Below are 24,784 nucleotides of genomic sequence, written 5' to 3'. Positions count from 1 at the left end.
TGAAATCAGCGCTTTCTGAGTCGCCGCTTCCGTGGTTTGGCACCGAAGAGATGCGACACGGCGTCGACCGGCGGCGTCGGCGGATCCGACAGGTCGACGGTGCTCAGCTTCCCCACCGATGCCGAGGGGTCCGCGAAGCCCGCATAGTCCTTGTCGCCGGCGACGGTATGCAGGACGTATCCCGTACATGCGGCGCGCACGACGGCGTGCAGCGCACGATCGGACCCGTTCATACCCACCAGCGATTTGACCGTGCGACGTTCCAGAAGGTCTCGTGGATTGCCCCGCGGCACGGTGCGCAACACCACATCTCCTCCGTAGGCCTGGGCCAGCGGCAGTGCGTTGGATTCCATCGTGTCGAGCTCAGCCGCACCTGCGATGATCAGCCCGGGAGCCTGCACCAGCGCGGCCGCCGGCAGCAACGCCGAGGTGGTGGGAGCCGGGAACACCGCGACCACCCCGGCGACGTTCGGGGCGGCGTGGCCCCGCAGGGGCTGGTCGGCCGCGGCCATCACCGCCGCCGCGGCGCCGAAGCCGTGTCCGATGAGTCCGAGCCGAGCGGGGTCGACCGTCACCGCCCCGTGCCCGAGCGGCACATGCGCGACGATGTCGAGCGCTGCCCGGAGGTCACCCGCGAGGCCCACGTCGGAAGCGAAGAATCCGGCGTTCGCGTCCGGGGCGACCGTCACGAAACCCCAGGAGGCGAAGTGATACAGGAGATCCCGGTAGCGCTCACTGTCGGCCATCCATGTGTGCCCGACGGCGATCGCCGGCAGTTTGGCACCGGACTCCGGCGAGAACACCTGCCCGCGCATCCCGGCGATCCCGAGATCCCCGCGCAGCACGCGGTACGGGCCGCGACGCCCCAGTTCCGACATCAGCTTGCCGGGCGAACCCGATGGCATCGGGCGGCGCTGAGCCGAACTGGTCGGGGTGGACCTGGACTGACCTGGTTTGGTTGCCGGCACAACGACAGCCTATTCGTCCGGCGCCGCGTCGTCGGGGACCGGGGTATGCGGGCTGGCCTCCGCCATGTCGGCCGGTAACAGGATTCTCGGCGTGGCGCAGTCCGCGACCTCGGCATCACGACGCAGCTGGTCGCGCATGCGTTGATCGGGTGTGGCGACCGACGCCCGATGCTCGGCGACGTCGGCGGCGAGTCGCCGTTGTGCAGTGGAGAAGTCGTTGGACGCGGCGACGACGCGGGCGGTGGCGCGCCGGGCGATCGCCTCGATCTGGTCGGCGAGATTCATCGTGTTCCCCCCGGTGTCCCGCTGCCGACGTGTGGCGTGATCATTCTTCACCAGCCAGCGCGAGTTCCCCGGTGGATGCGGGAGGTTCCGAGTGCTCGGGGACCGTGGTGCCGTGGCGTGTCGCGTCCTCCGCGATCGGCGGCGCGACGGGGGCAGGGGCAGGGGGCTCCGGACGCGGTGGCACGTCCACCGGTGGGGTGTCGCTCGACGACGGTGGTCGCAGCCGGAGCGGCACGTCCGTGTCGGTGTCCGGGATGGAGGTGGCGACATCCGGGGCGTCGGAACTCGGCATCGACGGTGTGGCGGCAGGGCCAGGCGAAACGCGTGGTGCAGTCTGGGGCGGTGCGGTCTGAGGTGATTCGGTCTGGGATGGTCGGGCCTCATCCGCGGGGTGCACCGGCGAGCCCACTACCTCGGCGGATTCCGGTCGCCGTGGCCGGACCGACGGTGCAGCGGGTGAGCGGCCGGGATAGGGCTGCACGTCCATGTCCTCGGTGGCGCGGTTGAGGTGATCGAGAATCGCGTCGATTCCGCGAACCGTCGCTTCTGCCGAGGTGAAGTAGAGCGTCACGCGGGACGAGATGTCCTCGGCCACCACGCCCAGCGGGAGCCGTCCGGTGGCCACCGCCGCCGGGACCTCGGCCACCGGGACTCCTGCCACCAGCGGCGCGGAGAGGCGGGCGACGGTCAGGTACCAGGTGCGCAGCAACTGGTCGATGCCGGCGGATGCAGCAGCCGTCGCCTCCGCCAGGGTGCGCAGCACATGCAGATCGGCCTCGGCACGTCGCTGATGCTCGATCACCGCACACACCGCGCCGGAGCCGGTATCGCCCACCCAGCCCCGGCCGATCCGGACCTGCTGTTCGGGGAGGCGGTGCAGCTGGTCTGCCACGGCGCGATACGCCACCGACAACCGCCTGCTGTCGGCGGCCAAACCCGCGGGGTCGAAAGACCCGACGCGGTGGAAGGGTCGGCGGGCGTCGGCGGGCGATGCCATGGCCATGCCGAGGCCGGCCCCCAGAGAGAGTAGGTCCACCAGATCCTCGAGACCGGCGACTGCGTGATCGCGAAGCGCGGGAAGCGAATCCGGAGATCGACTCATCGTGATCCCGCCTCCTCGGCGCCTGCGCTCCGAATCGACGCCTCGGCGATCTCGTCGGTCCGGATCAGTGACGTCATCGCATGGTGAAGGGCTGCCGCCAGCCGGTCGGCCGCGTCGGCCTGTTCGGCCAGTCGGTCCGCGAGCATCCTGCCCATGTCGCGGTACCGCTCCCCCATGTCGTGGTAATCCGGGCCGATCGCCCAGTCGCCGAACTCGTGGGCCTGCAGGTCCCGTGCCGCCGACCCGACCACGTCCGCGGCCCGTTGATAGAAGGCGACCACACCGCTGACCTCATCGACGTCGACCGCCGTTCGCGCATCGCCCACACCGGCCCCCTCTCCGACAGGTGCAGTTTAGACGCGCCACACCCCGTACTGGTTCCGAACGATGTGCGATGTTCAGCGCGGCAGGTCGACGCCGTGCGCGGCGACGGCGTCGAGCAGTGCGGTGGGTCGATCACCCGGGGTGACATCGTGCACCAATTCGAACTCGCATCCGAGGCTACGACAGCCGCCGTCGGCGTGCTCACTGTCGCCGACCATCAGCGCCGCCGTCGGGTCCACCCCCAATGGGTCGAGCGCGGCGTGGAAGATCGCGGGGTCCGGCTTGATCGCACCGACCTCGTAGGAGAGCGCGAACGCGTCGACCAGGTCGATCACGCCGTGCAGTTCCAGGACCTCGCGGAGATCGAACGCGATGTTGCTGACCACCCCGATGCGCACGCCGGCCGTACGCAGACCTTCGAGCACCGCCCGGGTGTCGTGAAAGGTGACCCACGACTGCGCGTCGACGACCCGCGCGTACAACTGTTCGGCGTGGCCCGGCACGGACAGACCGGACGCCCGCAGCATCGACAGATATGCGCGACGATGCTGCGCCGGATCGAGATCGCGCTGCTCCCAGGCGATCCGGTCGTCGTCGGACAGGGCGGCCGGAATTCCGACCGGTTGGGTCATCCGCCGGATCAGTTCCGCCTGCGCATCGAGATGCAGCGCGTTGCCGTCCTCGTCGTGCAGGCCGTCGAACCATTCGTCGCGGGCCTCGAACCGGAAGAGGGTCCCGGAGAAGTCGAAGAGCACCGCCTGCGGCGTGCTCATGCCCCCACCGCCTCGACCACCGTGGCGATCCGCCGGGCGATCGACTGCGCGGTGTCGGCGGTGCCGGCCTCGACCATCACCCGCACGAGTTGCTCGGTGCCCGACGGACGGAGCAGAACCCGCCCGTTCTCGCCGAGTTCGGACTCCGCCTCGGTGACCGCGTGCTGCACCTTCTCCGACTGTGCCACCGCATGTTTGTCGGCGACGCGCACGTTAATCAGTTCCTGCGGCAGCACACTCATGATCGCGGCCAGATCGTCGAGCCGCCGGCCCGTCGCGGCCATCTGCTCCATGAGCAGCAACCCGGTCAGGATCCCGTCACCGGTCGTCCCGGAACCGGGAACGACGATGTGCCCGGACTGTTCACCGCCGAGCGAGTAGCCCCCGCGGCGCAGCTCCTCCAGCACGTACCGGTCGCCGACAGCGGTGGTGCGCAACGTGATTCCGGCGTCACGCATCGCGATGTGCAGTCCGAGATTGCTCATCACCGTCGCCACCAGCACGTTGTCGCGCAGCTCACCACGCGTACTCAGAGCGGTGGCGAGGACGGCCATGATCGCGTCTCCGTCGACGATCTGCCCGGACGAGTCGACCGCGAGGCACCGATCGGCGTCGCCGTCATGGGCCAGACCGAGGTCGGCGCCGTGTTCGAGCACTGCGGTCTGCAACTTGCCCATGTGGGTGGAGCCGCAGTCCTCGTTGATGTTGAGGCCGTCGGGTTCGGCATGGATGGGGATGACCGTCGCACCGGCGTCGGCATACGCGAGCGGCGCGAGGTCGGAGGCGGCACCGTGCGCGCAGTCGACGACCACGGTGAGGCCGTCGAGTCGCTGCGTGATCGCCGACCCGAGGTGGGCGCGATAGCGGGCACCGGCATCGGTCGCGTCGACCACGCGGCCGACCGCCGCCCCGATGGGACGGGCGAAATCGTCGTCGGCCATCGCGGCCTCGATGCGGTCCTCCACCGCGTCGTCGAGCTTGTGACCGCCGGCGGAGAAGAACTTGATGCCGTTGTCGGGCATCGGGTTGTGCGAGGCGGAGATCATCACCCCGAAGTCGGCGCCGTAGTCGGCGGTGAGGAACGCGACCGCCGGTGTCGGCACGACGCCGACGCGGATCGCATCGACACCGGTCGCGGCGAGGCCGGCGCAGACCGCCGCCTCGAGCATCTCACCCGACGCACGCGGGTCGCGGCCGACCACCGCACGGGGACGGACGTCGCCGGCCGACGAAAAGTTCTCGAAAACGACCGCGGCGGCCGAGGCCAGGCGCAACGCGAACTCTGGGGTGAGCTCGTCGTTGGCCAGACCTCGGACGCCGTCGGTTCCGAAAAGGCGAGCCACTCTCAGCGCTTGGAGTACTGCGACGCCTTGCGGGCCTTCTTCAGGCCGTACTTCTTGCGCTCCACCGCACGCGGGTCACGCGTGAGGAATCCGGCCTTCTTCAGCGCCGGACGATCCTCGGGGGTCACCTCGATCAGTGCGCGGGCGATGCCCAGGCGCAGCGCGCCGGCCTGGCCCGAGGGGCCGCCGCCGACGAGCTTGGCGAAGATGTCGAACGACTCGGTGCGCTCGACGGTGACCAACGGCGCCTTGATGAGCTGCTGGTGCACCTTGTTCGGGAAGTACTCCTCGAGGCTGCGGCCGTTCAGGTCGAAATTGCCGCTACCCGGGACGAGGCGAACGCGGACGACCGCTTCCTTGCGGCGTCCGACGGTCTGGACCGGACGGTCGATGACCACGGGAGCCGGGGCCTCGGCCTCGACCGCGACATCGGTGTCGTAATCGTCGGCGGCCTGCTCGACGGCCTCGGCGGCGACGGTGTCGGCCGCGGCAGCCTGGACCTCGTCGTCGATCTCGACGGCGGGTTCGTTGATGTTCTCGTTGCTCACTGGGCCACCTGCTTGATCTCGAAGGGCACGGGGCGCTGGGCCTCGTGGGGATGGGTCGGGCCGGCGTAGACCTTCAGCTTGGACGCCATGGCGCGTCCCAGCTTGGTGTGGGGCAGCATGCCCTTGATCGCCTTCTCGACCACACGCTCGGGATGGGTCTCCAGGAGCTCGGCGGTCGTCTGGACCTTGAGCCCACCCGGATGCCCCGAGTGGCGGTAGTTCAGCTTGCGCTCGGCCTTGTTGCTGGTCAGCACGACCTTGTCGGCGTTGATGATGATGACGTAGTCACCACCATCGACATGGGGTGCATAGGTCGGCTTGTGCTTGCCGCGGAGCAGATTCGCGCTCTGCACGGCGAGCCGGCCGAGCACCACGTCGGTGGCGTCGATGACATGCCACGCGTGGGTGATGTCACCGGCCTTCGGGGTGTAGGTAGGCACAGTTGTCCTCAACTCTGTCGATGTGGGTGCTGGTCGGGTGCGATGGCAGAGGCTGTTCCCGGCGACCAGTGGGGACCCGGGCCTCGGCTATCCCCGCCCGATCATGGGCCGAGATGCCACGCACCAGCGATCCAGACTACGCGAGCACGCAGGTCAGGGTCAAAACGCTCACTTCGGTGCGATCCGCACCGACGACACCGCCTGCGCGCACTCGGTGTCCACCGACTCCCCTGCGCTGCCGGGCTGGCACCCGATCGACACCTGCAGGCCGTCCTGCACGAGGACGTACCAGCGGATGGCACCCCCGGACACCGGCGCCTCGCGATAACTGACGACGTCGCGGCCGACGAATCGGGTCGACGGCGAGAATTCGGTCACCACGTCGTCGCCGCGCTGGCGGATGCGATTGCCGAGACTGCGCGCGACGGTGGCGAGCGTCGAATCGGCCCGTACCTCGCTCTGGACCACCAGGATGCGACGGCCGTCGTCGGGATCGACGAACACGGTCCGGGTGGTCTGCTGGGCATCCTGGCCGTCGGGGGTACCCAACTCGCTGCGTCGCCAGTCGGCGGGGACGGACACGCTGGTCCGGCCCAACACCACCGTCTGTTCGGACACCGGCGCCACGCCCCGCTGAAGGAACCCGACGACCGCCGCGACGATGGCGATCGTCACCGCCACCGCGCCTGCCGCCCACAGCAGCCGCCCCGACGGACGGTTCCGCGCGTCCGGCGCCGCGGGCGGCGTGGGTACCGTCGCCAACCGGTCGTCGTCCGACGGCGGGCGGCCGGTGCGCCACCCGTAGCGCCGGATCAGGTCCTGGTCGACGGCGACCACCCGGCCGGCGAGCGCATGAGTGGCGACGACCTCCTGGGCCCGGGCCACGTCTGTGGGCTCGGCACCGTCCACGAAGACCGCCTCCACCGAGTCGTCGACGATCGACTCCGTGCGCGGCCCGATGTCCGGCGCGTCGGGCTCGAGCACCTCGGTCGCGTCGATCTGCCATCCGGCCGAGGTCCGTCGGAGGCGGGTGACATCCCAGGTCGGTGGCCGGGCCCGGGCGGGGTCGAGCGGAACGGCCGGGACGTGGGTGGTCTCCACGACCGCGCACCGCTGCATCGCGCCGTCGGCGTGAGCACGCGCGATGAGCACGGCGCGCGGCACCAGTTCGACCGGAACGGCGATCTCTGCCACCGAACGCGCGAGCACCGATGACCGCAGCCGCCCCCAGGTACTCGGATACCCCACGACGATCGGCAGCGGCCCGGCCGGTGTGGAGTCCGGCAGGCCCAGCCCGTCCCACACCTCGCGCCACGCCTGATGGGCGAACACCCGCACCCCACCGGCCACGACCGTCGCCGAGTCGACCGCATGGAGCAGACCACCGATGTCCGCGCTGCGGCCGCCGGCGAGACGGACCCGGCCGTAGGCGAGGTCGACCACGGTCGGGCGCGGCACGGTGGGGCGCGGCGGCACGGCAGGTCACTCCTGGGGTTCGACGAAGCCGACCTGGATCATCTCCTGCGGTCGGGTCCGCGACACCAGCTCGCCACGTCCGGGCACGAGTTGCTGCATACGCACGCGACCCGTGATGTAGCCCTCGTCGCGGTCGCCGCTCATCAGCAGCATGTCGGACGACAGGTCCTTCAGCCGGCCGATCAGCGGGTCGAACATCGCGCGCCCCAGGCCGCCGGAACGGCGCGCCAGGATGATGTGGAAGCCGATGTCGCGGGCGTGCGCGGCCAGATCCACGATCGGCAGCAGGGGGTTGCCCGAGGCGGTCGCCACCATGTCGTAGTCGTCGATCACGAGGTAGACGTCGGCGCCGGTGTAGTAGGACCGTTCGCGCAGTTGTTGTGGTGTCACATCCTCCGGCGGCATGCGACCGTTCAGGATCTCGGCGAGCTGCGCGACCATCGGCGCCGCCTTGTTGGCGGAGCTGGCGTAACCGCCGAGGTGATCGGTGTCGAGGATGCCGAGCATCGTTCGCCGGTAGTCGATGAAGACCACCTTGACCTCGTCCGGCGACGCGTCGCGCACCAGCCCGCGAACGATGTTGCGCAACACCGTGGTCTTGCCGTGCTCGACGTCGGCGAACACCATGAAGTGGGGTTGGGAGGTGAAGTCGAGGATCACCGGGGCCAGCTCCAACTCGCCCACGCCGACGGCGACCTGGTTGGGCGACAAAGCCATCCCGGCCCGATCCACCAGCTCGTCGACGTCGCGCTGAGCGATCTCGACACCGAGCTTGCGCACCGCCATCGCCTCTCGGCCCCGGTAGGCCACCCCGAGCTTGTCGACGGCGTTCTGCACACCGGCCGGCAACGACTCCGGCACGCTCACGCCGTCGAGACGCGGTAGAGCGACCAGCATGTGGAGTTCTTCGGGGGTGAGACCGCGGCCGGGCCGGTTGTGCGGGACCAACGCCGCAGCGCGCCTGCCCATCTCCGAATCCATCGCGTCGCCGAGTTTGAGTTCGATCCGACTGCCGATGAGGTCCTTGATCGCGGGGCGGACCTCACCCCATCGGGCCGCGGTCAATACGACATGGACGCCGTAGGACAGGCCCTGCTGGACGATCGTCGTGACCTGCTCCTCGAGGAAGTCGAGTTCGTTGCGCAGCACCGACAGCCCGTCGATGACCAGGAAGACGTCGCCGTGGCGGTCGGCGTCCAGCGGGTCGCCCGCGTCGCGCCCGTGCGTCCCGGTGAACCACGCCTGGCGCCGCGCACGGAAGTCGCGCATCGATTCGATCCCCAAGCGGGAGAACAACAACTCGCGGTTGCGGACGATGGCACCCACCTCGGCGACGGTCCGTCGCACGGCATCCATGTCCCCACGCGAGGCGACCGAACCCACGTGCGGCAGACCCGCTACCGAGGCCAGGCTGCCACCACCGAAGTCCAGACAGTAGAACTGCACCTGTTCCGGGGTGTGGGTGGCGGCGGCCGACATGATGATCGTGCGCAGTGTGGTCGACTTGCCCGACTGCGGACCGCCGACCACCGCCACGTTGCCGGCCGCGCCGGCCAGGTCGAGAACCTGCACGTCGCGCCGCTGATCGTAGGGCCGGTCGACGTGCCCGATCGCGAGCCGCAGATCGCCCACCCCTCCCGGGGTCGACCAGTCACGACGTCCGACGAGCTGATCGACCGTCGGCGACTCGTCGAGCGGATCCAGCCACACCTCGTGTGCGGGCGGACCGTGGCCGGCCATCCGCCCGACGAGGGTGTCGAGCAGCGTCGGGACCCCGGCCGCTGCCGGGTCGTCGTAGGTCGGGGTGTCCAGTTCCTTCGGGGGCTCCTCGTCGAGCAGCGCCTGCGCGTGATCGAGGACCGACGAACTCGCGGCGCCGTCCTCCAGCGGTACCGGTAGCGCGGTGAACACCTTCATGCGTCCCATCGGGCCGGTGTAGGCGGGGCCGTCGTCGATCATGCCGTCGGCGGCGACCGGCGCGTGGTACGGCCCCGACACGTAGGAGGTGTTGAACCGGACCGGTTCGGCCGAATCGCATTTCAGGTACGCCGATCCGGGGACGCTGGGCAGGTGGTACGCGTCGGGGACGCCGAGAACCGAACGGGACTCGTTCGCCGAGAAGGTCTTCAGACCGATGCGGTAGGACAGGTGACTGTCCAGGCCGCGGAGCTTGCCCTCCTCCAGCCGCTGCGAGGCGAGGAGCAGATGGATGTGCAATGAGCGGCCCAGTCGGCCGATCGCCACGAACAACTCGGCGAAATCCGGTTTCTGGGCGAGCAGTTCGGAGAACTCGTCCACGACGATGAACAGCGCCGGCAGCGGCTCGAGGCGCACGCCGGCCGCGCGTGCGCGTTCGTACTCACTGACGTTGGCGAAATTGCCTGCGGCGCGGAGGAGTTCCTGCCGGCGGTTCATCTCACCCGAGAGCGCATCCTTCATCCGGTCGACCATCGAGAGTTCCTGCTCGAGGTTGGTGATGATCGCCGCGACATGCGGTGCCGACTCCAGCCCCAGGAACGTCGCACCACCCTTGAAGTCGACGAGGACGAAGTTCAGTTCGGTCGGCGAGTGGGTCGCGAGCATCGCCAGAACGAGCGTGCGCAGGAACTCGGACTTGCCGGAACCGGTTGCGCCGATACACAATCCGTGCGGCCCCATGCCGCCGTGGGCACTCTCCTTGATGTCGAGATCGACCGGGATGCCCTCGGGGGTGATACCGATCGGGACCCGTAGCCGGTCGCGTCCGGTACGCCCACGCCAACCCACCGTCGGATCGAAGCGAGTCGCATCCGGGATCCCGAGCAGCGCCGGCAGACCCGGATCGCTCGAGGTCGCCTCACTCTCCAGGTTGGCCAGCGCCGCGGCGGTCGCGAGCCGGTAGCGCGCCAACCGACGTGCCAGCGTCTCCGCCTCCGGGATCGTCAACGAGTCCATGTCGGCGATCTCCTCGACGCCGGCGGCGCTGCGTGCGGACACCTTCCGGTTGCGCACGACGAGTTCCAGGCCGCGCCGGGCGGCCAACCCGTCCGGCGGCGCGGTCAGGTCGACGACGGTCACGCCCTCCATCCCCGCATCGTTGATGAGACGCTCGTCGCCGGCCACGTACCCGTCGTCGAGCACCACCACCAGGTGCGCACGGCCGGGGGTCGGTGGCGCCGACCTGCTGAAGCGCCCGCGCTCGAGAAGATCGGTGGCCAGCGAGTTCTCGAGATCGGCCAGCGTCGGATAGATCATCCGCATCGCACCGACGCCGTCGCGCAATGTCGGATGTCCCACGTGCGGAAGCCACTTCGCCCAGTCCCAGGCCTCCCCGGCCGGGTCACCGGTGACGATGGCGACGTGCAACTGATCGGGTCCGTGGAACGCGCACAGTTCGACGACCATGGCGCGAACCAGATCTCGCGTCTCCTGACGGGCACCCTCGATGTTGACCGCGGGAAATCCGCGCAGCGACACCGTGGTCGGCAGTCGATGAACGGACGAGTAGGTACGGACGAAACGGCGTAGCGCCACCATGGAGACCGGTTCGATGTCCTCGAGGGGGCCGGTTTCCGGCGGCATCAAGCGGGTGGCGAGCCCCTGCGTCCCCAGCCCGACGCGGACTCGGGCGAAGTCGCTGTCCGTCGCGCGCCGCTCCCACATCCGACGTGTGCCGATCACATCGAGCAGGGCGGCGGGGTCGGGGTGACTCCACGTCGCCGCCGCGCGCTGGGCCTCCACCGTGTCGAGGACCTGTTCGCGGGTCTGGCCGAGATACCGGAAATAGTCCTTGCGCTCCTCGTTCAGCTCCGCCGCGCGTTTCCCGCCGCCACGTCCACCTGCGGCGAACATGCCGAACATGGACATCAGCATCATCAGCGGGAACATCATGAACAGCGGATTGGTCAAGATGTTGCGCCCACCGGTGACGAACATCAACGCGATCATCCCGACGACCGCGACGATCATGACGACCGGCAACAGCTTCAACAACATGTTGCCGGGCACGACCCGCGGCACATCGGGCGGCGGCTGCAGATTCAGTTCGCCGCCGGGCATCCGCGGCGGCGTGATCCGCGCACGACGGACAAACCCCTCCGTAGTCGTCACCACGCGATCTTCCCCCCGACCGATCCGGCCGCCCGGTTTTCTCCGCCCGGGTGGCACTGGTACACAATTGACGCGGTTCGCATGCTATCTGTGAACAGGGCGGGGAGGATCCACCAGATGTCGACTCTGGACGCGCACACGATGATGTCGCAGGCACCGGGCTCGGGGCCGGCCGGCGGCGCACGCACCAATCACGGGATCGAACCCGAACTCGTACGGGTCTCGATCCTCGGCGGCAACACCCAGCTCGATGTCGCCCTACCTGCGGCGATGCCGATCGCGGGCCTCATCCCCGACCTCATCGCGCAGATCGAGTCACGCAACCCCGCACGTCGCGACCCCGACGACCCCGATGCCGGTGACGACCGTCCGACCAACCGTCAACTGCGCTGGACATTGGCCCTGGTGGGACAGGAACCGATCGCCCCGAACCGGTCGCTGTCGGAATCCGGGATCCGCGACGGCGACCTGCTCGTCCTCCGCTCGACGCGGACCGGTGAGGCCCCCGCACTGTTCGACGACGTCGTGGATGCTGTCGCCCGTTTGAATGAATCTCGATTCGCCGGATGGTCGGCGATTTCCGCCCGCTACGCCGGCTACACCGTCGCGCTGCTGGCCGCGATCGCGGCCGCCGTGGCGCTCGGCGCCTACCGCTCCACCAGTGGCGCCCTGTGGATCGCCGCGCTGAGCGCCCTCGGTGCGGTCGGTCTGCTCACCGCGAGCACCATCGTGGCCCGCTATTACCGTGACGAGGCCAGCGCCACGATCCTCGTGGCCACCGCATCACCGATGGTCTTCGTCACCGGCATGCTGCTGACCCCCGGTTCCTTCGGTGCCGCACATGTCACCTTCGGATGCGCCCTCACCCTCGTCGCGACCGTGATCTCCTACCGGCTGACCGCCGTGGGCCCGTCGCTGCACAGCGCGCTGACCACGGCGGCGCTGCTGGGCTGCGGTGGTGCCGCCGCCGAACTGCTCCTCGACGCCGACCTCGCCGACGTGGCAGCGGTTCTCGCCGCCGTGGGACTGCTCGTGGTGGCGATGGCGCCGCGCGCGACCATCGTGCTGGCCAAACTGCCACTTCCGCCCGTTCCCACAGCCGGGGCGCCCCTCGATTCCGACGACGTCGAGCGGAGGCCGGTGATCGAGGGCATCGGCGCGATCGGCGCGATGGCGCTGCCGAAGGCCGACGCACTGGAACGCCGCTCCTTCGTCGCGAACGCCTACCTCACCGGCATCATCGCGGGCACCGCGATCGTGACCGCGATCTCCGCGGTACTCGCAGCCGCCCCGCTGTCCGGGTTCGCCCCCAAGGCAGCCGCTTACGCGGCCATCGTCGCCGTGGTGTTGTGTCTGCGCGGACGCTCCCACAGCGATCTGGCGCAGGCCGCGTTCCTCATCGGTTCGGGGTCCCTCGCCCTCATCGCGTTGGCGACGGGTCTCGCATTCGGTGCCGGCGACTGGCCGATCATCAGCTTCGTCCTCGCCATGGTGATGGTGGTCGCGGCGCTGGTCCTCGGCGTCGTCGCACCGGCGCAGGAGTTCTCCCCGGTGATGCGACGGACCGCGGAGATCTGCGAGTACATCCTCGTCGCGATCATCGTTCCGCTGCTGCTGTGGATCCTGGACCTCTACCGGATCGTCCGGGACATCTGACGTGCGCGGTCGGTCCGTCAGGCCGCGCGCCGCAGGCGGCCGCGGTCGTCGCCACATCGGCGTCGCCGCTGCGCTGACCTCGACGATCACCCTGACACTCGGGCTCTCCGGCGCTCCGGCCGCAGCGGTGACGCCGCCCGACATCGTGCCGGAGGCGATCGTCCGGGCAGCTCCGGTCGCGCCGCCCGAACCCACCGAGCAGCGGACCCTGTGCGCCAAACCGCTGGCATCCGAGCGCCACGACAACGCGAAACCCACAGCCGCACAGCAGATGATGAACCTTCCCGAGGCCTGGCGCTTCAGCCGCGGCAAAGGACAGAAGGTGGCCGTCATCGACACCGGCGTGACGCCGCATCCGCGGTTGGGCCGGGTGCAGCCGGGCGGCGACTACGTGTCGTCGGGCAACGGCCTCACCGACTGCGACGCACACGGCACCCTCGTCGCGGGGATCATCGCGGCCGACCCGAGCAGCCGCGACGCGTTCGCCGGGGTCGCCCCCGACGCGTCGTTGATATCGATCCGACAATCGAGCGGTGCCTACTCGGCAAAGGATCGGGACTCCGACGATTCCGATCCGACCGTCGGCTCCGGTTACGGCTCGGTGCGCACGTTGGCCAAGGCAGTCGTCCGTGCCGTCGACCTGGGTGCGACGGTGATCAACATCTCCCAGGTGGCGTGTGCGCCCGCCGGGGCCGAACTCGACGACGAATCACTCGGGGCGGCGGTGAAGTACGCCTACGACCGTGACGTCGTGGTGGTTGTCGCGGCCGGCAATCTACAGCGGAATTCGCTGTGCGGACAACAGAATCCCGAGCCGTCGCCCGGCGACGTCGGCGGTTGGGGCGCGGTGTCGACCGTCGCCAGCCCCGCCTGGTTCACGCCCTACGTGCTGGCCGTCGCGTCGGTGGACCCGGCGGCCGGGACACCCAGCAACTTCAGCCTGCACGGACCCTGGGTGAGCGTCGCGGCCCCGGGCAACGGAATCGTCAGCCTCGACAGCACCCGGGGTTCGTCGAAACTGGTCGACTCGCAGATGGGCGAGGACGGACCCACGCCGATCTTCGGGACGAGTTTCGCGACCCCGTATGTCAGTGGCACGGCAGCTCTGGTGCGTGCCCGGTACCCCGACCTGGGGGCGAAAGAGGTGATGGAACGGATCATCCGCACCGCTCATGGTCCCGGTGCCGGACAGGACTCGGTGATCGGCCACGGCGTCATCGATCCGGTCGCCGCGCTCACCAGCCAGATCCCCGACGAGCGGCCGGATGCGACCGAATCGAAGGCGATCGCGGCGCCCACTCCGGAGACGCCGCCCGATCACACCGCGCGCAACGTGGCCCTCATCGGGGCCGGGGTGTCCGTCGCGGTGATCGCCGCGGCCCTGGCGATCGCGCTACCGCACCGACGGGTCAAGCGCCTCGATCCCGACGACTTCTGACCGCCGCCGTCGGCCGGCTCGCCGCGGCCTGTGTCACCTATGCCCGTGTCACCGCGAGGTGCGCGCCGGACGCAACTCGCGCGGCAACGCGAAGGTGACCGTCTCGTTCGCGGTCGTCACCGGTTCGACCGTGTCGAAACCGTTCTCCGCGAGGAGGTCGAGCACACCGCGGACGAGCACCTCGGGTACCGACGCCCCCGAGGTGATTCCCACGGTGGTGATCCCGTCGAGCCACTCGAGGTCGATGTCGCGGGCATAGTCGACGAGGTGCGAAGCCTTCGCACCGGCCTGCAGCGCGACCTCGACCAGGCGAACGGAGTTCGAGGAGTTCTTCGAACCGACGACAATCACCAGGTCGCAGCGCGGGGCCATCGCCTTCACCGCGACCTGGCGGTTCTGGGTGGCGTAGCAGATGTCGTCACTCGGCGGGTCGTTGAGCAGCGGGAACTTCTCCCGCAGCCGGTTGACGGTCTCCATCGTCTCGTCCACCGACAGCGTGGTCTGCGACAGCCACACGATCTTCGACTCGTCACGCACGGTCACCTTGTCGACGCTGTCCGGGCCGTCGACGAGCTGCACGTGCTGTGGCGCCTCCCCCGCGGTGCCCTCGACCTCCTCATGACCTTCGTGACCGATGAGCAGGATGTCGTAGTCGTCGCGGGCGAAGCGTTTGGCCTCCTGGTGCACCTTGGTGACCAGCGGGCACGTCGCGTCGATCGTCTTGAGGCTGCGTTCTGCCGCGGTGCGATGCACCTCCGGGGAAACGCCGTGTGCGGAGAACACGACGAGCGCCCCCTCGGGAACCTCGTCGGTCTCACCGACGAACACCGCGCCACGCTCGCTCAGCGTCTCGACGACATGCCGGTTGTGCACGATCTCCTTACGCACGTAGACCGGCGCACCGTGCTTGTCGAGCGCCCGCTCGACGGTCTCCACGGCACGGTCCACCCCAGCGCAGTACCCACGCGGCTCGGCCAGCAGGACACGTTTACGATCAGCCATGGTCTCCAGGGTACGGGTTGACCGCACTCACTCCTGCCCGCCGTTCGACGCTCGGGACGAGCGCCGCGCCACCATGCGGGCGTCGGTGGACCCTCGTCACACCGAATGGCAGAGTATGGGCATGGTTCGCGCACCCTATCCGGCCCGCATCGCCGCCGGGCTCGTCGTCACCGCGATCGAAGAGACCAGAAAACTGCCCGCATTGGTGGTGACGCTGCCCATGACGGCGGTGAGCCAGACCGTGCAGGCCGGCATGCGGATGCAGCAGAGCATCGCCGAGCTCGCCATCAAGGGAGACCTCGCGCTGGAGACGCTCTTCGACCGCCCCGTCGATCAGCCCGAGTGGGCCCGCTTCGACGAGGACGACGCCGCGATCGACGCCGAGGCCGACCGCACCCCGATCGAGAGCTCGCAGGGCGAGCGATCCGACGCCACGACCACCGAGACCGTGTCGCCGGAGACCGAGGGGCCCGAAGCCCCGAAGGCGCCGGCGAAGAGCGCACCGGCAAAGAAGACAGCGACGACGAAGGCCCCGGCAAAGAAGGCAGCTTCGGCAAAGAAAGCAGCGGCCCCGAAGGCTGCGGCCCCGAAGGCGGATGCGGTGGAGCCGCCCGACGCCGCACCCGGACGTTTCGCCCTCTACAGCACGCCTCCCGACGACCTCGTGAACAGTGACGGCGCCGCCGGGGGTGACGGCGACGACCCGGCAGGCGGCCAATCGCCCACCGGCACCGGCGATCCGGTGCCCGAGATCGTCGAGTACATCGAGTACGACAACCTCACCCTGGCTCAGTTGCGCGCCAAGCTGCGTGGCGTCGGGGTCGCCGAACTCGAACAGCTCGCCGCCTATGAGCGTGCGAACAAGTCGAGGGCGCCGTTCGTCACGATGATCGACAACCGCATCGCGTCGCAGACCAGCAAGCGGCAACCGACCACGTGAGGGCGACAACCACGTGAGTGGGACGAACTCGGCCGAGAATCCATGGCCGGTCCGGACCGTCAACACCAAGATCGCCGACTGGATTCACCGCCTCGGCCAGATCTGGGTCGAGGGCCAAGTCACCCAGATCAACCGTCGACCGGGCACGAGAGTCGCGTTCCTCACCCTCCGGGATCCGGCTGCGGACATCTCCATCTCGGTGACGTGCAGCCCGGATCTGTTGTACCGCACCGAAGTCCAGATCACCGAGGGCAGCCGGGTGGTGATGCTGGGCCGTCCGACCTACTTCACCGGGCGCGGCACCATCTCGCTCCGCGTCAGCGACATCCGGCCGGTCGGCGTCGGTGAACTCCTGCTGCGCATCGAACGTCTGCGTCAACTGCTCAACGCCGAGGGACTGTTCGACCCACGACTCAAGCGGCCCCTCCCCTTTCTCCCCCGGTCCGTCGGGCTGATCAGCGGACGCGCCAGCGCGGCCCAACGCGACGTGATGACGGTGGCCACCGAACGCTGGCCGGCAGTCCGCTTCGCGGTCCGCGACGCGCCGGTACAGGGCCCCACCGCTGTGCCCCGCATCCTCGGTCATCTCGGTGACCTCGATGCCGATCCCGACGTCGAGGTCATCATCATCGCCCGCGGTGGTGGCAGCGTCGAGGATCTGCTGCCGTTCTCCGACGAGGCGCTCGTCCGGGCCGTGGCCGCCTGCCGAACCCCGGTGATCAGCGCGATCGGGCACGAACCCGACACACCGCTGCTCGATCTCGTCGCCGACCTGCGCGCTGCGACGCCGACCGACGCGGCCAAACGGGTCGTCCCCGACGTCGCCGCGGAACTCGAGGGGATCGCGGAGCTTCGTCGTCGAAGCGTGCACGCCCTGCGGAACTGGGTGCGCCGCGAAGCGCATGTGGTGGACGGGTTGCGCGCCCGACCGGTCCTGGCACGCCCGTTCACGATGGTCGACGCCCACGCCGACGACGTGGACCGGATGCGTATGGACATCCGCCGCGACATCCGGCGAACGGTGGATGCCGAACACCGGCGCCTGGATCACCTGTCGGCCCGATTGGCCACACTGGGTCCTGCACAGACACTCGCCCGGGGGTACGCAGTGGTGCAACGGACCGACATCGCGCAACCCCACGTGGTGGCGACGACCGCCGAGATGCCCGAGGGCGCGCACCTGCGAATCCGGGTCGCCGACGGTTCGGCCACCGCGCGGGTGACGATGGACGATCCGTCGACGAGCGCGAAGGGCTGATGAACGACACGATGAGCGAACAGAATTCGGATCCCGAGGACGACTGGACGCCCGTCGAGGAGATGGGCTATGAAGCCGCCCGCGACGAACTGGCCGAGGTCGTCGCTACGCTCGAGCACGGCGGTCTCGACCTCGACGCATCCCTCGCCCTCTGGGAGCGCGGCGAGTCCCTGGCGAAACGGTGCGAGGAACACCTCGCGGGCGCCCGGGAGCGGATCGAGGCCGCCATCGCCGACAACGACCCCGCCGACGACTGAGCCGCGGGTGCGGCCGGAATCGGTGCGAACCTCAGGCCGGCAGGGGCTCCTTGGCGAGCGTGGCGGTGGCGAGGGTGGCCATGTCCTCGTCGGGGCCGCGGGAGAGCACCGCGATCCGGACGTCGCCGAGATCGGTGATCCAGAACTTCTGCTCCTCCGCAGTCACATACGTCACCCACTCACGGCCCGCCACCTGTCGGGTACCCGTCCCCAGCGCATCACCGTCGCCGAGGTGCACCACCAGGTCGTCCTCGGCGGCGTCGGTCTGGCTGAGCTGCACGTAGGCACCGGCCTCGGAAATCCATCCGGCGTTGCTGACCATCGTCCCGCCGACGGGCACGGTGGACCCGGAGTTCGGCTTCCACCCGCTCGGGGTGTCGGGTAGCCGGATCGGGAAGGTCAGGTCGCGGGCATCGGCCTGCAGTGCGGTCGTCACGTCGAAGTCAGGGGTCTGGTCGTCGCCGGCCTGACCGGTCAGCCCCACCGAGCAGTTGCCCGACGCGATCGCCACGAACGCGCAGATGACCAGCAGCGGGATCAGCGACCACATCATGTCCTTGCCGCTGTGCAGGATGCGGGGTTTGTCGGCCATGGCGGCCAGTATTCCAGCCGGGGTGGCTGACGGAACCTCCGGTGTGACATGCAAGGATGAGGGAAACCTGCCGCCGAAGTTCGATCACCGTGCCGCCGTGCCACGCCGAGGAGTTCGAGATGTCACCTTCACCACAGGCCCCCGACCGCAACCTCGCGATGGAGCTGGTTCGGGTCACCGAGGCGGCTGCCCTGGCGGCGGGCCGCTGGGTCGGCCGGGGCGAGAAGAAAAAGGGTGACGGCGCCGCTGTCGACGCGATGCGTGAGCTCCTCTCCACGGTGTCGATGCGCGGCGTGGTCGTCATCGGCGAGGGTGAGAAGGACGAGGCGCCGATGCTCTACAACGGCGAGGAAGTCGGCGACGGCGACGGCCCCGAGTGCGACGTGGCGGTCGACCCCATCGACGGCACCACGCTCATGGCAGAGGGACGCCCGAACTCGATCGCCGTGATCGCGGTCAGCGAACGCGGCACCATGTACGACCCGTCCGCGGTCTTCTACATGGACAAGATCGCGGTCGGCCCCGAGGCCAAGGGCGCGATCAACATCGAGGAATCCGTCGAGTGGAACATCAACTCGGTGGCGAAGGCCAAGGGCATCGACATCGCCGACCTCACCGTGGTCGTGCTCGACCGTCCACGCCACGCCGGTCTGATCAGTGAGATCCGCCAGGCCGGCGCCAAGATCAGGCTCATCTCCGACGGCGACGTCGCCGGCGCGATCGCCGCCGCCGACAACTACAGCACCGTCGACATGCTGATGGGCGTCGGCGGCACCCCCGAGGGCATCATCACCGCCGTCGCGATGAAGTGCATGGGCGGCGAGATCCAGGGCAAGCTGTGGCCGCGCGACGACGCCGAACGTCAGAAGGCGATCGACGCCGGACACGACCTCGACCGCATCCTCACCAACGACGTCCTCGTCGCCGGCGAGAACTCGTTCTTCTGCGCCACCGGCGTCACCAACGGCGACATGCTCCGCGGCGTCACCTACCGCCCCAACGGGGCCACCACCCGGTCGCTGGTGATGCGCTCGAAGTCCGGCACGATCCGCCGCATCGAGGCCGTCCACCAGATCACCAAGCTGCGCGAGTACGCACGCCTGGACGTCTGAGTCCCAACTCAGTCACAACCTCTGCAGCCCAACACGTCACGAGCACACACGAGGATGGTTGTCACCCCATGACCGAACAGCAGTACCGCATCGAACACGACACCATGGGCGAGGTCAAGGTTCCGATCGACGCCCTCTGGCGTGCGCAGACCCAACGCGCGGTGGAGAACTTCCCGATCAGCCACCGACCGCTGGAGCGCACCCAGATCCGTGCGATGGGACTGCTCAAGGCGGCGTGCGCCCAGGTCAACAAGGATCTCGGTCTGCTCGACGCCGAGAAGGCGGATGCGATCGTGGCGGCGGCCAAGGAGATCGCCGACGGGCAGCATGACGACCAGTTCCCGATCGACGTGTTCCAGACCGGTTCGGGCACCAGCTCCAACATGAACTCCAACGAGGTGATCGCCTCGATCGCCAAGTCCAATGGCGTCGACGTCCACCCGAACGACCACGTGAACATGTCGCAGTCGTCGAACGACACCTTCCCCACCGCGACCCACGTGGCCGCCACCGAGGCTGCGGTCACCGACCTGATCCCCGCACTCGATCATCTGCGACTGGCCCTGCTGGACAAGGCAACCGAGTGGCGCGAGGTCGTCAAGAGCGGCCGCACCCACCTGATGGACGCCGTGCCGGTGACCCTCGGCCAGGAGTTCGGCGGCTACGCCCGCCAGATCGAGGCCGGCATCGAGCGGGTCACCGCATCGCTCCCCCGCGTCGGCGAACTCCCGATCGGCGGCACCGCGGTCGGCACCGGCCTGAACGCTCCGGACGGCTTCGGCACCAAGGTCGTCGACGAACTGCGCAAGCTCACGGATGTCGACGCACTGTCGTTGGCGAAGGACAATTTCGAGGCGCAGGCGGCTCGCGACGGTCTCGTCGAGCTCTCCGGCGCACTGAAGACCATCGCGGTCTCACTCACCAAGATCGCCAATGACGTCCGGTGGATGGGCTCCGGTCCGCTGACCGGACTCGGCGAGATCATGCTCCCGGACCTGCAGCCGGGCAGCTCGATCATGCCCGGAAAGGTGAATCCGGTTCTGCCCGAGGCGGTCACGCAGGTGGCCGCGCAGGTCATCGGCAACGACGCCGCGGTCACCTGGGGCGGCGGCAACGGCGCATTCGAGCTCAACGTCTACATCCCGATGATGGCCCGCAACGTGCTCGAGTCACTCAAGCTTCTCGCCAACGTCTCCCGGCTGTTCGCCGATCGCTGCATCGTCGGACTGGTGGCCAACGAATACCGGCTGCGCACCCTCGCGGAGAGCTCGCCGTCCATCGTCACCCCGCTCAACAGCGCGATAGGCTACGAGGAGGCGGCAGCGGTCGCCAAGCAGGCCCTCAAGGAGGGCAAGACGATCCGCCAGACGGTGATCGACCGGGGCCTCATCGGCGACAACCTGTCGGAGGCCGAACTCGACAAGCGCCTCGACGTGCTGAAGATGGCGAATCTCGACCGACAGCGCTGATCCACGAATCGGTGGCAATCGTCCGCGACGGCTGCGGACGCGTGCCACCGATTCGTACGCTGGTCGCATGGAGGAATTCCCCGACGACTGGCAGACCGCCCTGGTTCTCGTTCCGCATCCCGACGATCCCGAATACGGCATGGCGGCCGCAGTCGCCCGCTGGACATCCGCCGGCAAGCGAGTGGTCTACGCCCTCGCCTCGAGCGGAGAAGCCGGCATCGAGGGTATGGCTCCCGAGAAGGCCGGGCCGGTGCGGGAGATCGAACAGCGGACTTCGGCGGCCGTGGTCGGCGTCGACGAGGTCGAGTTCTGGGGCTTCCCGGACAGCGACATCCGCAACACGCCCGAGCTGCGGACCACGATCACGGACACGATCTCCCGGGTTTCACCCGAACTCGTCATCTCGGTGTACGGCGGGCCCGAGTGGGCCCCCGAGATGCCCAACCAGCGCGACCACATGGAATTCGCAGCGGCCGTCCTCGACGCCTACGACGGTCTCGACGGGGCCGACCGCCCGCGGTGGCTGTTCGAGAGCAGCCCGGACGCCACCCATGCCGTCGAGGTCACCGATCAGATCGGAATCGCGGTGCGATCGCTGGCCGCCCACGATCAGTACCTCTCGGTGCTCGACCCGGACACGCCGGTCATCGATCAGGCCCGCGCACAGATCGACATGGTCACCGCGGCCCGCGAGGACTTCGGTGGCGTGCGGGCCAGCTGTTTCGAGCTGAAGCGCGGACCCAGCTGACGAGCCCGACCCGGGAGCAACAGGGTTCTGGCCGCAGTTTCCGCTTCCGGCTTGGACCTGGAACTGCGGCCAGAAGCGGAAGGTGCGGCCAGAACTGTCAAGAGAATGGCGCCGATGTCGAAACGGGGACCGGCCCACACGCCGGTCCCCGCCTCTCGCTCGCGGGCGCTGCGCCCGCCTCGAGGGATTACGTCGTCAACAACGACGGGATCAGGGTGACGAGCTGATTCAATAGCTGCGTCAGCGACTCGGCACCGGGTATGCCAGTGGCGCTCGGCGCGCCTGATTCAGGGGCAGGGGTGCTCGGCGTAGATGTACTGGGCGTGGTCGAGTTCGGTGCAGTCGAGTTCGGTGCGGACGACTCCGGCACCGAGCTTCCCGGCGCGGACTCCGCCGGCCCCGCCTGGTTCACGCCGATGGCGATCTTCGGGTTCTTCGCCGGGTCCAGCCAGGTCAGGACCTTCCGCATCGCATCCCGGTCGATGGCGACGCAGCCCATGGTCGGCTGGTTGTTGGTGACGTGCAAGAACATCGCGGTCGCCTTGCCCGGGATCCGTTCCGGGTTGTGCGCGATGTTGACGGCGTAGTCGTAGACCGGGCCGGAGTCGTACAGGTTCTCACTGTCGCCGCCGGGACTCTGCGGTTGCCGCACCATCGTGTTGTAGGTCGGGGACTTCATGTTCGAGTCCCACCAGTCCTGCCGGTCGACCTGCTTGTACGGCATCTTGGTCCCGGGATTCGGCTGACGTCCGAAGGCCTGGTCGAGGTCGAACGTGCCCTCGGGAGTGCGGTACACGTTGTCCTTGGGCTCGCCCATCCCCAGCGACCCGAGGAACGCCTTCGTGGGCCCGATGACCGGCTTCCAGGCGTTGTCGTCGCCGCGCTCGAAGGCGGTCAGGGTCGCGGTCGTGTCACTCGCACGCGGTGCGGTGACCACGATCATCTGGCTGCTGTCGGCCTCCGCGCTACCCGAGCCGCCAAGTCCCAGGTTGCCCGCGAGGGAGTTCAGCAGGTTGTCGAGCATCGGGATGCCGGTCTCCGGCACCACCGAGCCGCCGGGCGCCGCTGGTGTCGTGGGAACGGTCGGCGTGGTCGACGGTGACGTCGTTCCGGGTGCGGCGAGTGCGTTGCCGGCACCGCCGGCGACTGCGGCCAGCACCGCGATCGCCAGTAGTCCCACTAACCTCATTCGCCTCATCAGTAACTTCAGCACCACACCAGTGTGCCAGGGCGCGTCAACTCGTGAGTCTCGTGGGGATCACGGTGCGGTTGTGATCGGATCACTGCCGGACCTGATGGTGAGTCGGCGGGGTATATGCGACAACCGCGCACCCGCGGCGCTGCCGGTCACGCTCGACCAGCGATGTGGTGCGATACGTGCGCGGCAACGCGACGAGTGCGCGGTTGTCGACGGATCGGCCGGCAGATGCCGGCGCGGTCTATGCGCCCGGCGCGAACTCCTCGAGCATGTCGGTGACCAGGGCCGCGATCGGGGAGCGCTCACTGCGGGTGAGCGTCACATGTGCGAACAGCGGGTGTCCCTTGAGCTTCTCGATCACCGCTGCGACACCGTCATGCCTGCCGACGCGGAGATTGTCCCGCTGGGCCACATCATGGGTCAGCACCACCCGGGAACCCGAGCCGAGCCGCGACAACACGGTCAGCAGGACGTTGCGTTCCAGGGACTGGGCCTCGTCGACGATCACGAACGAGTCGTGCAGCGACCGCCCGCGGATATGGGTGAGCGGCAGCACCTCGAGCATGCCGCGGCTCAGCACCTCCTCGATGACCTCCGGCGACGCCAGCCCTTCGAGGGTGTCGAAGACCGCCTGCGCCCATGGGCCCATCTTCTCCGCCTCGCCGCCGGGCAGGTAGCCGAGTTGCTGACCTCCGACCGCGTACAGCGGGCGGAACACGACCACCTTGCGTTGGGTTCGGCGTTCCAGGACGGCTTCGAGCCCAGCACACAGGGCGAGCGCCGACTTGCCGGTACCGGCCTTGCCGCCGAGCGACACGATGCCGACGCTGTCGTCGAGGAGCAGGTCGAGCGCGACCCGCTGCTCCGCCGATCGGCCGTGCAGCCCGAATGCCTCCCGATCGCCGCGGACGAGCTGCACACGCTTGTCCGGATTGACCCGTCCGAGGGCACTGGAGGAATGGCCGAGCAGCCGGATTCCGGTGTGGCACGGGAGTTCTCGCGCGTCGTCGATATCGGCCGCGCCTTCGGCGAACAGGCTGTCGATGGTGGTGCTCTCCACGTCCATCTCTGTCATGCCCGACCACCCGGACACGACCACGTCCTGAGCGTGGTATTCGTCTGCGTCGAGACCGACCGCGCCGGCCTTGACGCGTAGCGGGGTGTCCTTGGAGACCAGCGTGACGTCGCTGCCCTCGGCCCGAAGATTCAAGGCGCAGGCCAGGATTCGGGCGTCGTTCGTGTCCGTGCGGAAGCCCGCCGGAAGGACCGCGGGGTCGGTGTGGTTGAGCTCCACCTGGAGGGTGCCGCCGTCATCACCGATCGGGAACGGCACATCGAGTCGACCGTGCTCGAGACGGAGGTCGTCGAGCAACCGGAGCGCCTCGCGTGCGAACCAGCCGAGTTCGTGGTGGTGACGTTTGCCCTCGAGTTCGCTGATGACGACCAGCGGCAAGACCACATGGTGTTCGGCGAAACGGGTGACCGCCCAGGGATCGGACAGCAGGACGGAGGTGTCGAGGACGTAGGTGCGTGTGGTCACGTAGGGCTCCTACGTTTGTGCGGGCCCCGCACAAACCAGTTGCGACGACCGGCTGGTTCTTGCCCGTCCCGGCTGGTCAGCCGAGGTGGACGAGGACCGGGGCCGGTCCCCTCGCGTTGCTGGTGCACACCACGAATCGAACCTCCCGAACGAACCGCTTCCCCGCGGTCCGTCACACGCCAAAGTACGCCGACACACCCTTGTCCGGCGCGCCGGAAAGGGGTGT

22 protein-coding genes are annotated in these 24,784 nt (G+C 68.8%); 8 read left to right on the top strand and 14 right to left on the bottom strand.

What is annotated here, in order from left to right; genetic code table 11:
* Window positions 1–5 precede the first annotated feature (5 nt).
* The 10 genes from V1Y59_RS04700 to eccCa form a co-directional block, all read right to left on the bottom strand.
* Window positions 6–905: a dienelactone hydrolase family protein gene (locus V1Y59_RS04700; RefSeq protein ID WP_330503684.1), complete on the bottom strand. Its 900-nt coding sequence runs from the start codon at window positions 903–905 to the stop codon at window positions 6–8.
* A gap of 72 nt (window positions 906–977) precedes the next feature.
* Window positions 978–1,253 (bottom strand): hypothetical protein, encoded by a 276-nt coding sequence (locus tag V1Y59_RS04695; protein ID WP_330503683.1) that lies wholly within the window; start codon window positions 1,251–1,253, stop codon window positions 978–980.
* Window positions 1,254–1,293: 40 nt separating this feature from the next.
* Window positions 1,294–2,355, bottom strand: coding sequence for a hypothetical protein (locus V1Y59_RS04690; RefSeq protein ID WP_330503682.1), 1,062 nt, complete (start codon window positions 2,353–2,355; stop codon window positions 1,294–1,296).
* The gene (locus V1Y59_RS04685) at window positions 2,352–2,681 is read right to left on the bottom strand and encodes a hypothetical protein (RefSeq protein ID WP_330503681.1); all 330 of its coding nucleotides are present in this window, start codon (window positions 2,679–2,681) and stop codon (window positions 2,352–2,354) included. The genes V1Y59_RS04690 and V1Y59_RS04685 overlap by 4 nt, the downstream gene beginning before the upstream one ends.
* Window positions 2,682–2,753: 72 nt before the next feature.
* The gene (locus tag V1Y59_RS04680; protein WP_330503680.1) at window positions 2,754–3,452 is read right to left on the bottom strand and encodes an HAD family hydrolase; all 699 of its coding nucleotides are present in this window, start codon (window positions 3,450–3,452) and stop codon (window positions 2,754–2,756) included.
* Window positions 3,449–4,795 carry a phosphoglucosamine mutase gene (glmM, locus tag V1Y59_RS04675; RefSeq protein ID WP_330503679.1) on the bottom strand — a complete coding sequence of 449 codons (1,347 nt, stop codon included), beginning with the start codon at window positions 4,793–4,795 and terminating at the stop codon, window positions 3,449–3,451. The genes V1Y59_RS04680 and glmM overlap by 4 nt, the downstream gene beginning before the upstream one ends.
* A gap of 2 nt (window positions 4,796–4,797) precedes the next feature.
* Window positions 4,798–5,343: a 30S ribosomal protein S9 gene (rpsI, locus tag V1Y59_RS04670; RefSeq protein ID WP_330503678.1), complete on the bottom strand. Its 546-nt coding sequence runs from the start codon at window positions 5,341–5,343 to the stop codon at window positions 4,798–4,800.
* Window positions 5,340–5,783, bottom strand: a complete 444-nt coding sequence (gene rplM, locus V1Y59_RS04665; protein ID WP_330430569.1) for a 50S ribosomal protein L13 — start codon at window positions 5,781–5,783, stop codon at window positions 5,340–5,342. The genes rpsI and rplM overlap by 4 nt, the downstream gene beginning before the upstream one ends.
* 168 nt (window positions 5,784–5,951) lie before the next feature.
* A complete protein-coding gene (locus V1Y59_RS04660; RefSeq protein WP_330503677.1) occupies window positions 5,952–7,259 on the bottom strand; it encodes a type VII secretion-associated protein in 1,308 nt (435 codons plus the stop codon).
* 6 nt (window positions 7,260–7,265) lie between these two features.
* Window positions 7,266–11,351, bottom strand: coding sequence for a type VII secretion protein EccCa (eccCa, locus tag V1Y59_RS04655; protein WP_330503676.1), 4,086 nt, complete (start codon window positions 11,349–11,351; stop codon window positions 7,266–7,268).
* 114 nt (window positions 11,352–11,465) lie between these two features.
* On the opposite strand from eccCa, the gene eccD reads away from it, so the two are divergent.
* Together eccD and mycP are read left to right on the top strand one after the other, a co-directional pair.
* Window positions 11,466–13,004, top strand: a complete 1,539-nt coding sequence (gene eccD / locus V1Y59_RS04650; RefSeq protein ID WP_431309100.1) for a type VII secretion integral membrane protein EccD — start codon at window positions 11,466–11,468, stop codon at window positions 13,002–13,004.
* 55 nt (window positions 13,005–13,059) lie between these two features.
* Window positions 13,060–14,442, top strand: coding sequence for a type VII secretion-associated serine protease mycosin (mycP, locus tag V1Y59_RS04645; RefSeq protein WP_330503860.1), 1,383 nt, complete (start codon window positions 13,060–13,062; stop codon window positions 14,440–14,442).
* A gap of 48 nt (window positions 14,443–14,490) precedes the next feature.
* Here the strand turns inward: mycP and V1Y59_RS04640 are convergent, their stop codons facing one another.
* On the bottom strand, window positions 14,491–15,444 hold the full coding sequence (locus tag V1Y59_RS04640) for a 4-hydroxy-3-methylbut-2-enyl diphosphate reductase (protein ID WP_330503675.1): 954 nt from the start codon (window positions 15,442–15,444) through the stop codon (window positions 14,491–14,493).
* A 121-nt stretch (window positions 15,445–15,565) separates the two neighbouring features.
* Here V1Y59_RS04640 and V1Y59_RS04635 point away from each other — a divergent pair, with 121 nt between their 5' ends.
* The 3 genes from V1Y59_RS04635 to V1Y59_RS04625 are packed head-to-tail and all read left to right on the top strand — an operon-like array spanning window position 15,566 to window position 17,899.
* Complete coding sequence (locus tag V1Y59_RS04635) at window positions 15,566–16,384, top strand: lipid droplet-associated protein (RefSeq protein ID WP_330503674.1); 819 nt, start codon at window positions 15,566–15,568, stop codon at window positions 16,382–16,384.
* A gap of 13 nt (window positions 16,385–16,397) precedes the next feature.
* Window positions 16,398–17,642 carry an exodeoxyribonuclease VII large subunit gene (xseA, locus tag V1Y59_RS04630; RefSeq protein ID WP_330503673.1) on the top strand — a complete coding sequence of 415 codons (1,245 nt, stop codon included), beginning with the start codon at window positions 16,398–16,400 and terminating at the stop codon, window positions 17,640–17,642.
* An 11-nt stretch (window positions 17,643–17,653) separates the two neighbouring features.
* Window positions 17,654–17,899, top strand: coding sequence for an exodeoxyribonuclease VII small subunit (locus tag V1Y59_RS04625; RefSeq protein WP_330503672.1), 246 nt, complete (start codon window positions 17,654–17,656; stop codon window positions 17,897–17,899).
* Between the two features lie 31 nt (window positions 17,900–17,930).
* On the opposite strand, the gene V1Y59_RS04620 is transcribed toward V1Y59_RS04625, so the two are convergent.
* On the bottom strand, window positions 17,931–18,491 hold the full coding sequence (locus V1Y59_RS04620; RefSeq protein ID WP_330503671.1) for a DUF4245 domain-containing protein: 561 nt from the start codon (window positions 18,489–18,491) through the stop codon (window positions 17,931–17,933).
* A gap of 119 nt (window positions 18,492–18,610) precedes the next feature.
* Here V1Y59_RS04620 and glpX point away from each other — a divergent pair, with 119 nt between their 5' ends.
* From glpX to V1Y59_RS04605, 3 genes are all read left to right on the top strand, one after another.
* Window positions 18,611–19,603: a class II fructose-bisphosphatase gene (glpX, locus tag V1Y59_RS04615; RefSeq protein ID WP_330503670.1), complete on the top strand. Its 993-nt coding sequence runs from the start codon at window positions 18,611–18,613 to the stop codon at window positions 19,601–19,603.
* Window positions 19,604–19,671: 68 nt separating this feature from the next.
* Window positions 19,672–21,072, top strand: coding sequence for a class II fumarate hydratase (locus tag V1Y59_RS04610; protein WP_330503669.1), 1,401 nt, complete (start codon window positions 19,672–19,674; stop codon window positions 21,070–21,072).
* Window positions 21,073–21,139: 67 nt separating this feature from the next.
* Complete coding sequence (locus V1Y59_RS04605; protein WP_330503667.1) at window positions 21,140–21,820, top strand: PIG-L deacetylase family protein; 681 nt, start codon at window positions 21,140–21,142, stop codon at window positions 21,818–21,820.
* A gap of 187 nt (window positions 21,821–22,007) precedes the next feature.
* Here V1Y59_RS04605 and V1Y59_RS04600 read toward each other — a convergent pair whose 3' ends face one another.
* Window positions 22,008–23,009 (bottom strand): L,D-transpeptidase family protein, encoded by a 1,002-nt coding sequence (locus tag V1Y59_RS04600; RefSeq protein WP_330503666.1) that lies wholly within the window; start codon window positions 23,007–23,009, stop codon window positions 22,008–22,010.
* 250 nt (window positions 23,010–23,259) lie between these two features.
* Window positions 23,260–24,558 carry an RNA 5'-3' helicase PhoH2 gene (gene phoH2, locus V1Y59_RS04595; RefSeq protein ID WP_330503665.1) on the bottom strand — a complete coding sequence of 433 codons (1,299 nt, stop codon included), beginning with the start codon at window positions 24,556–24,558 and terminating at the stop codon, window positions 23,260–23,262.
* Window positions 24,559–24,784: the final 226 nt, after the last annotated feature.

It is taken from the genome of Gordonia prachuapensis (genome assembly GCF_036350515.1).
GTDB classification, from domain to species: Bacteria; Actinomycetota; Actinomycetes; order Mycobacteriales; family Mycobacteriaceae; genus Gordonia; species Gordonia prachuapensis.
The sequence above is the reverse complement of the archived record's forward strand: the minus strand, read 5'-3'. Positions and strand labels throughout refer to the sequence as shown.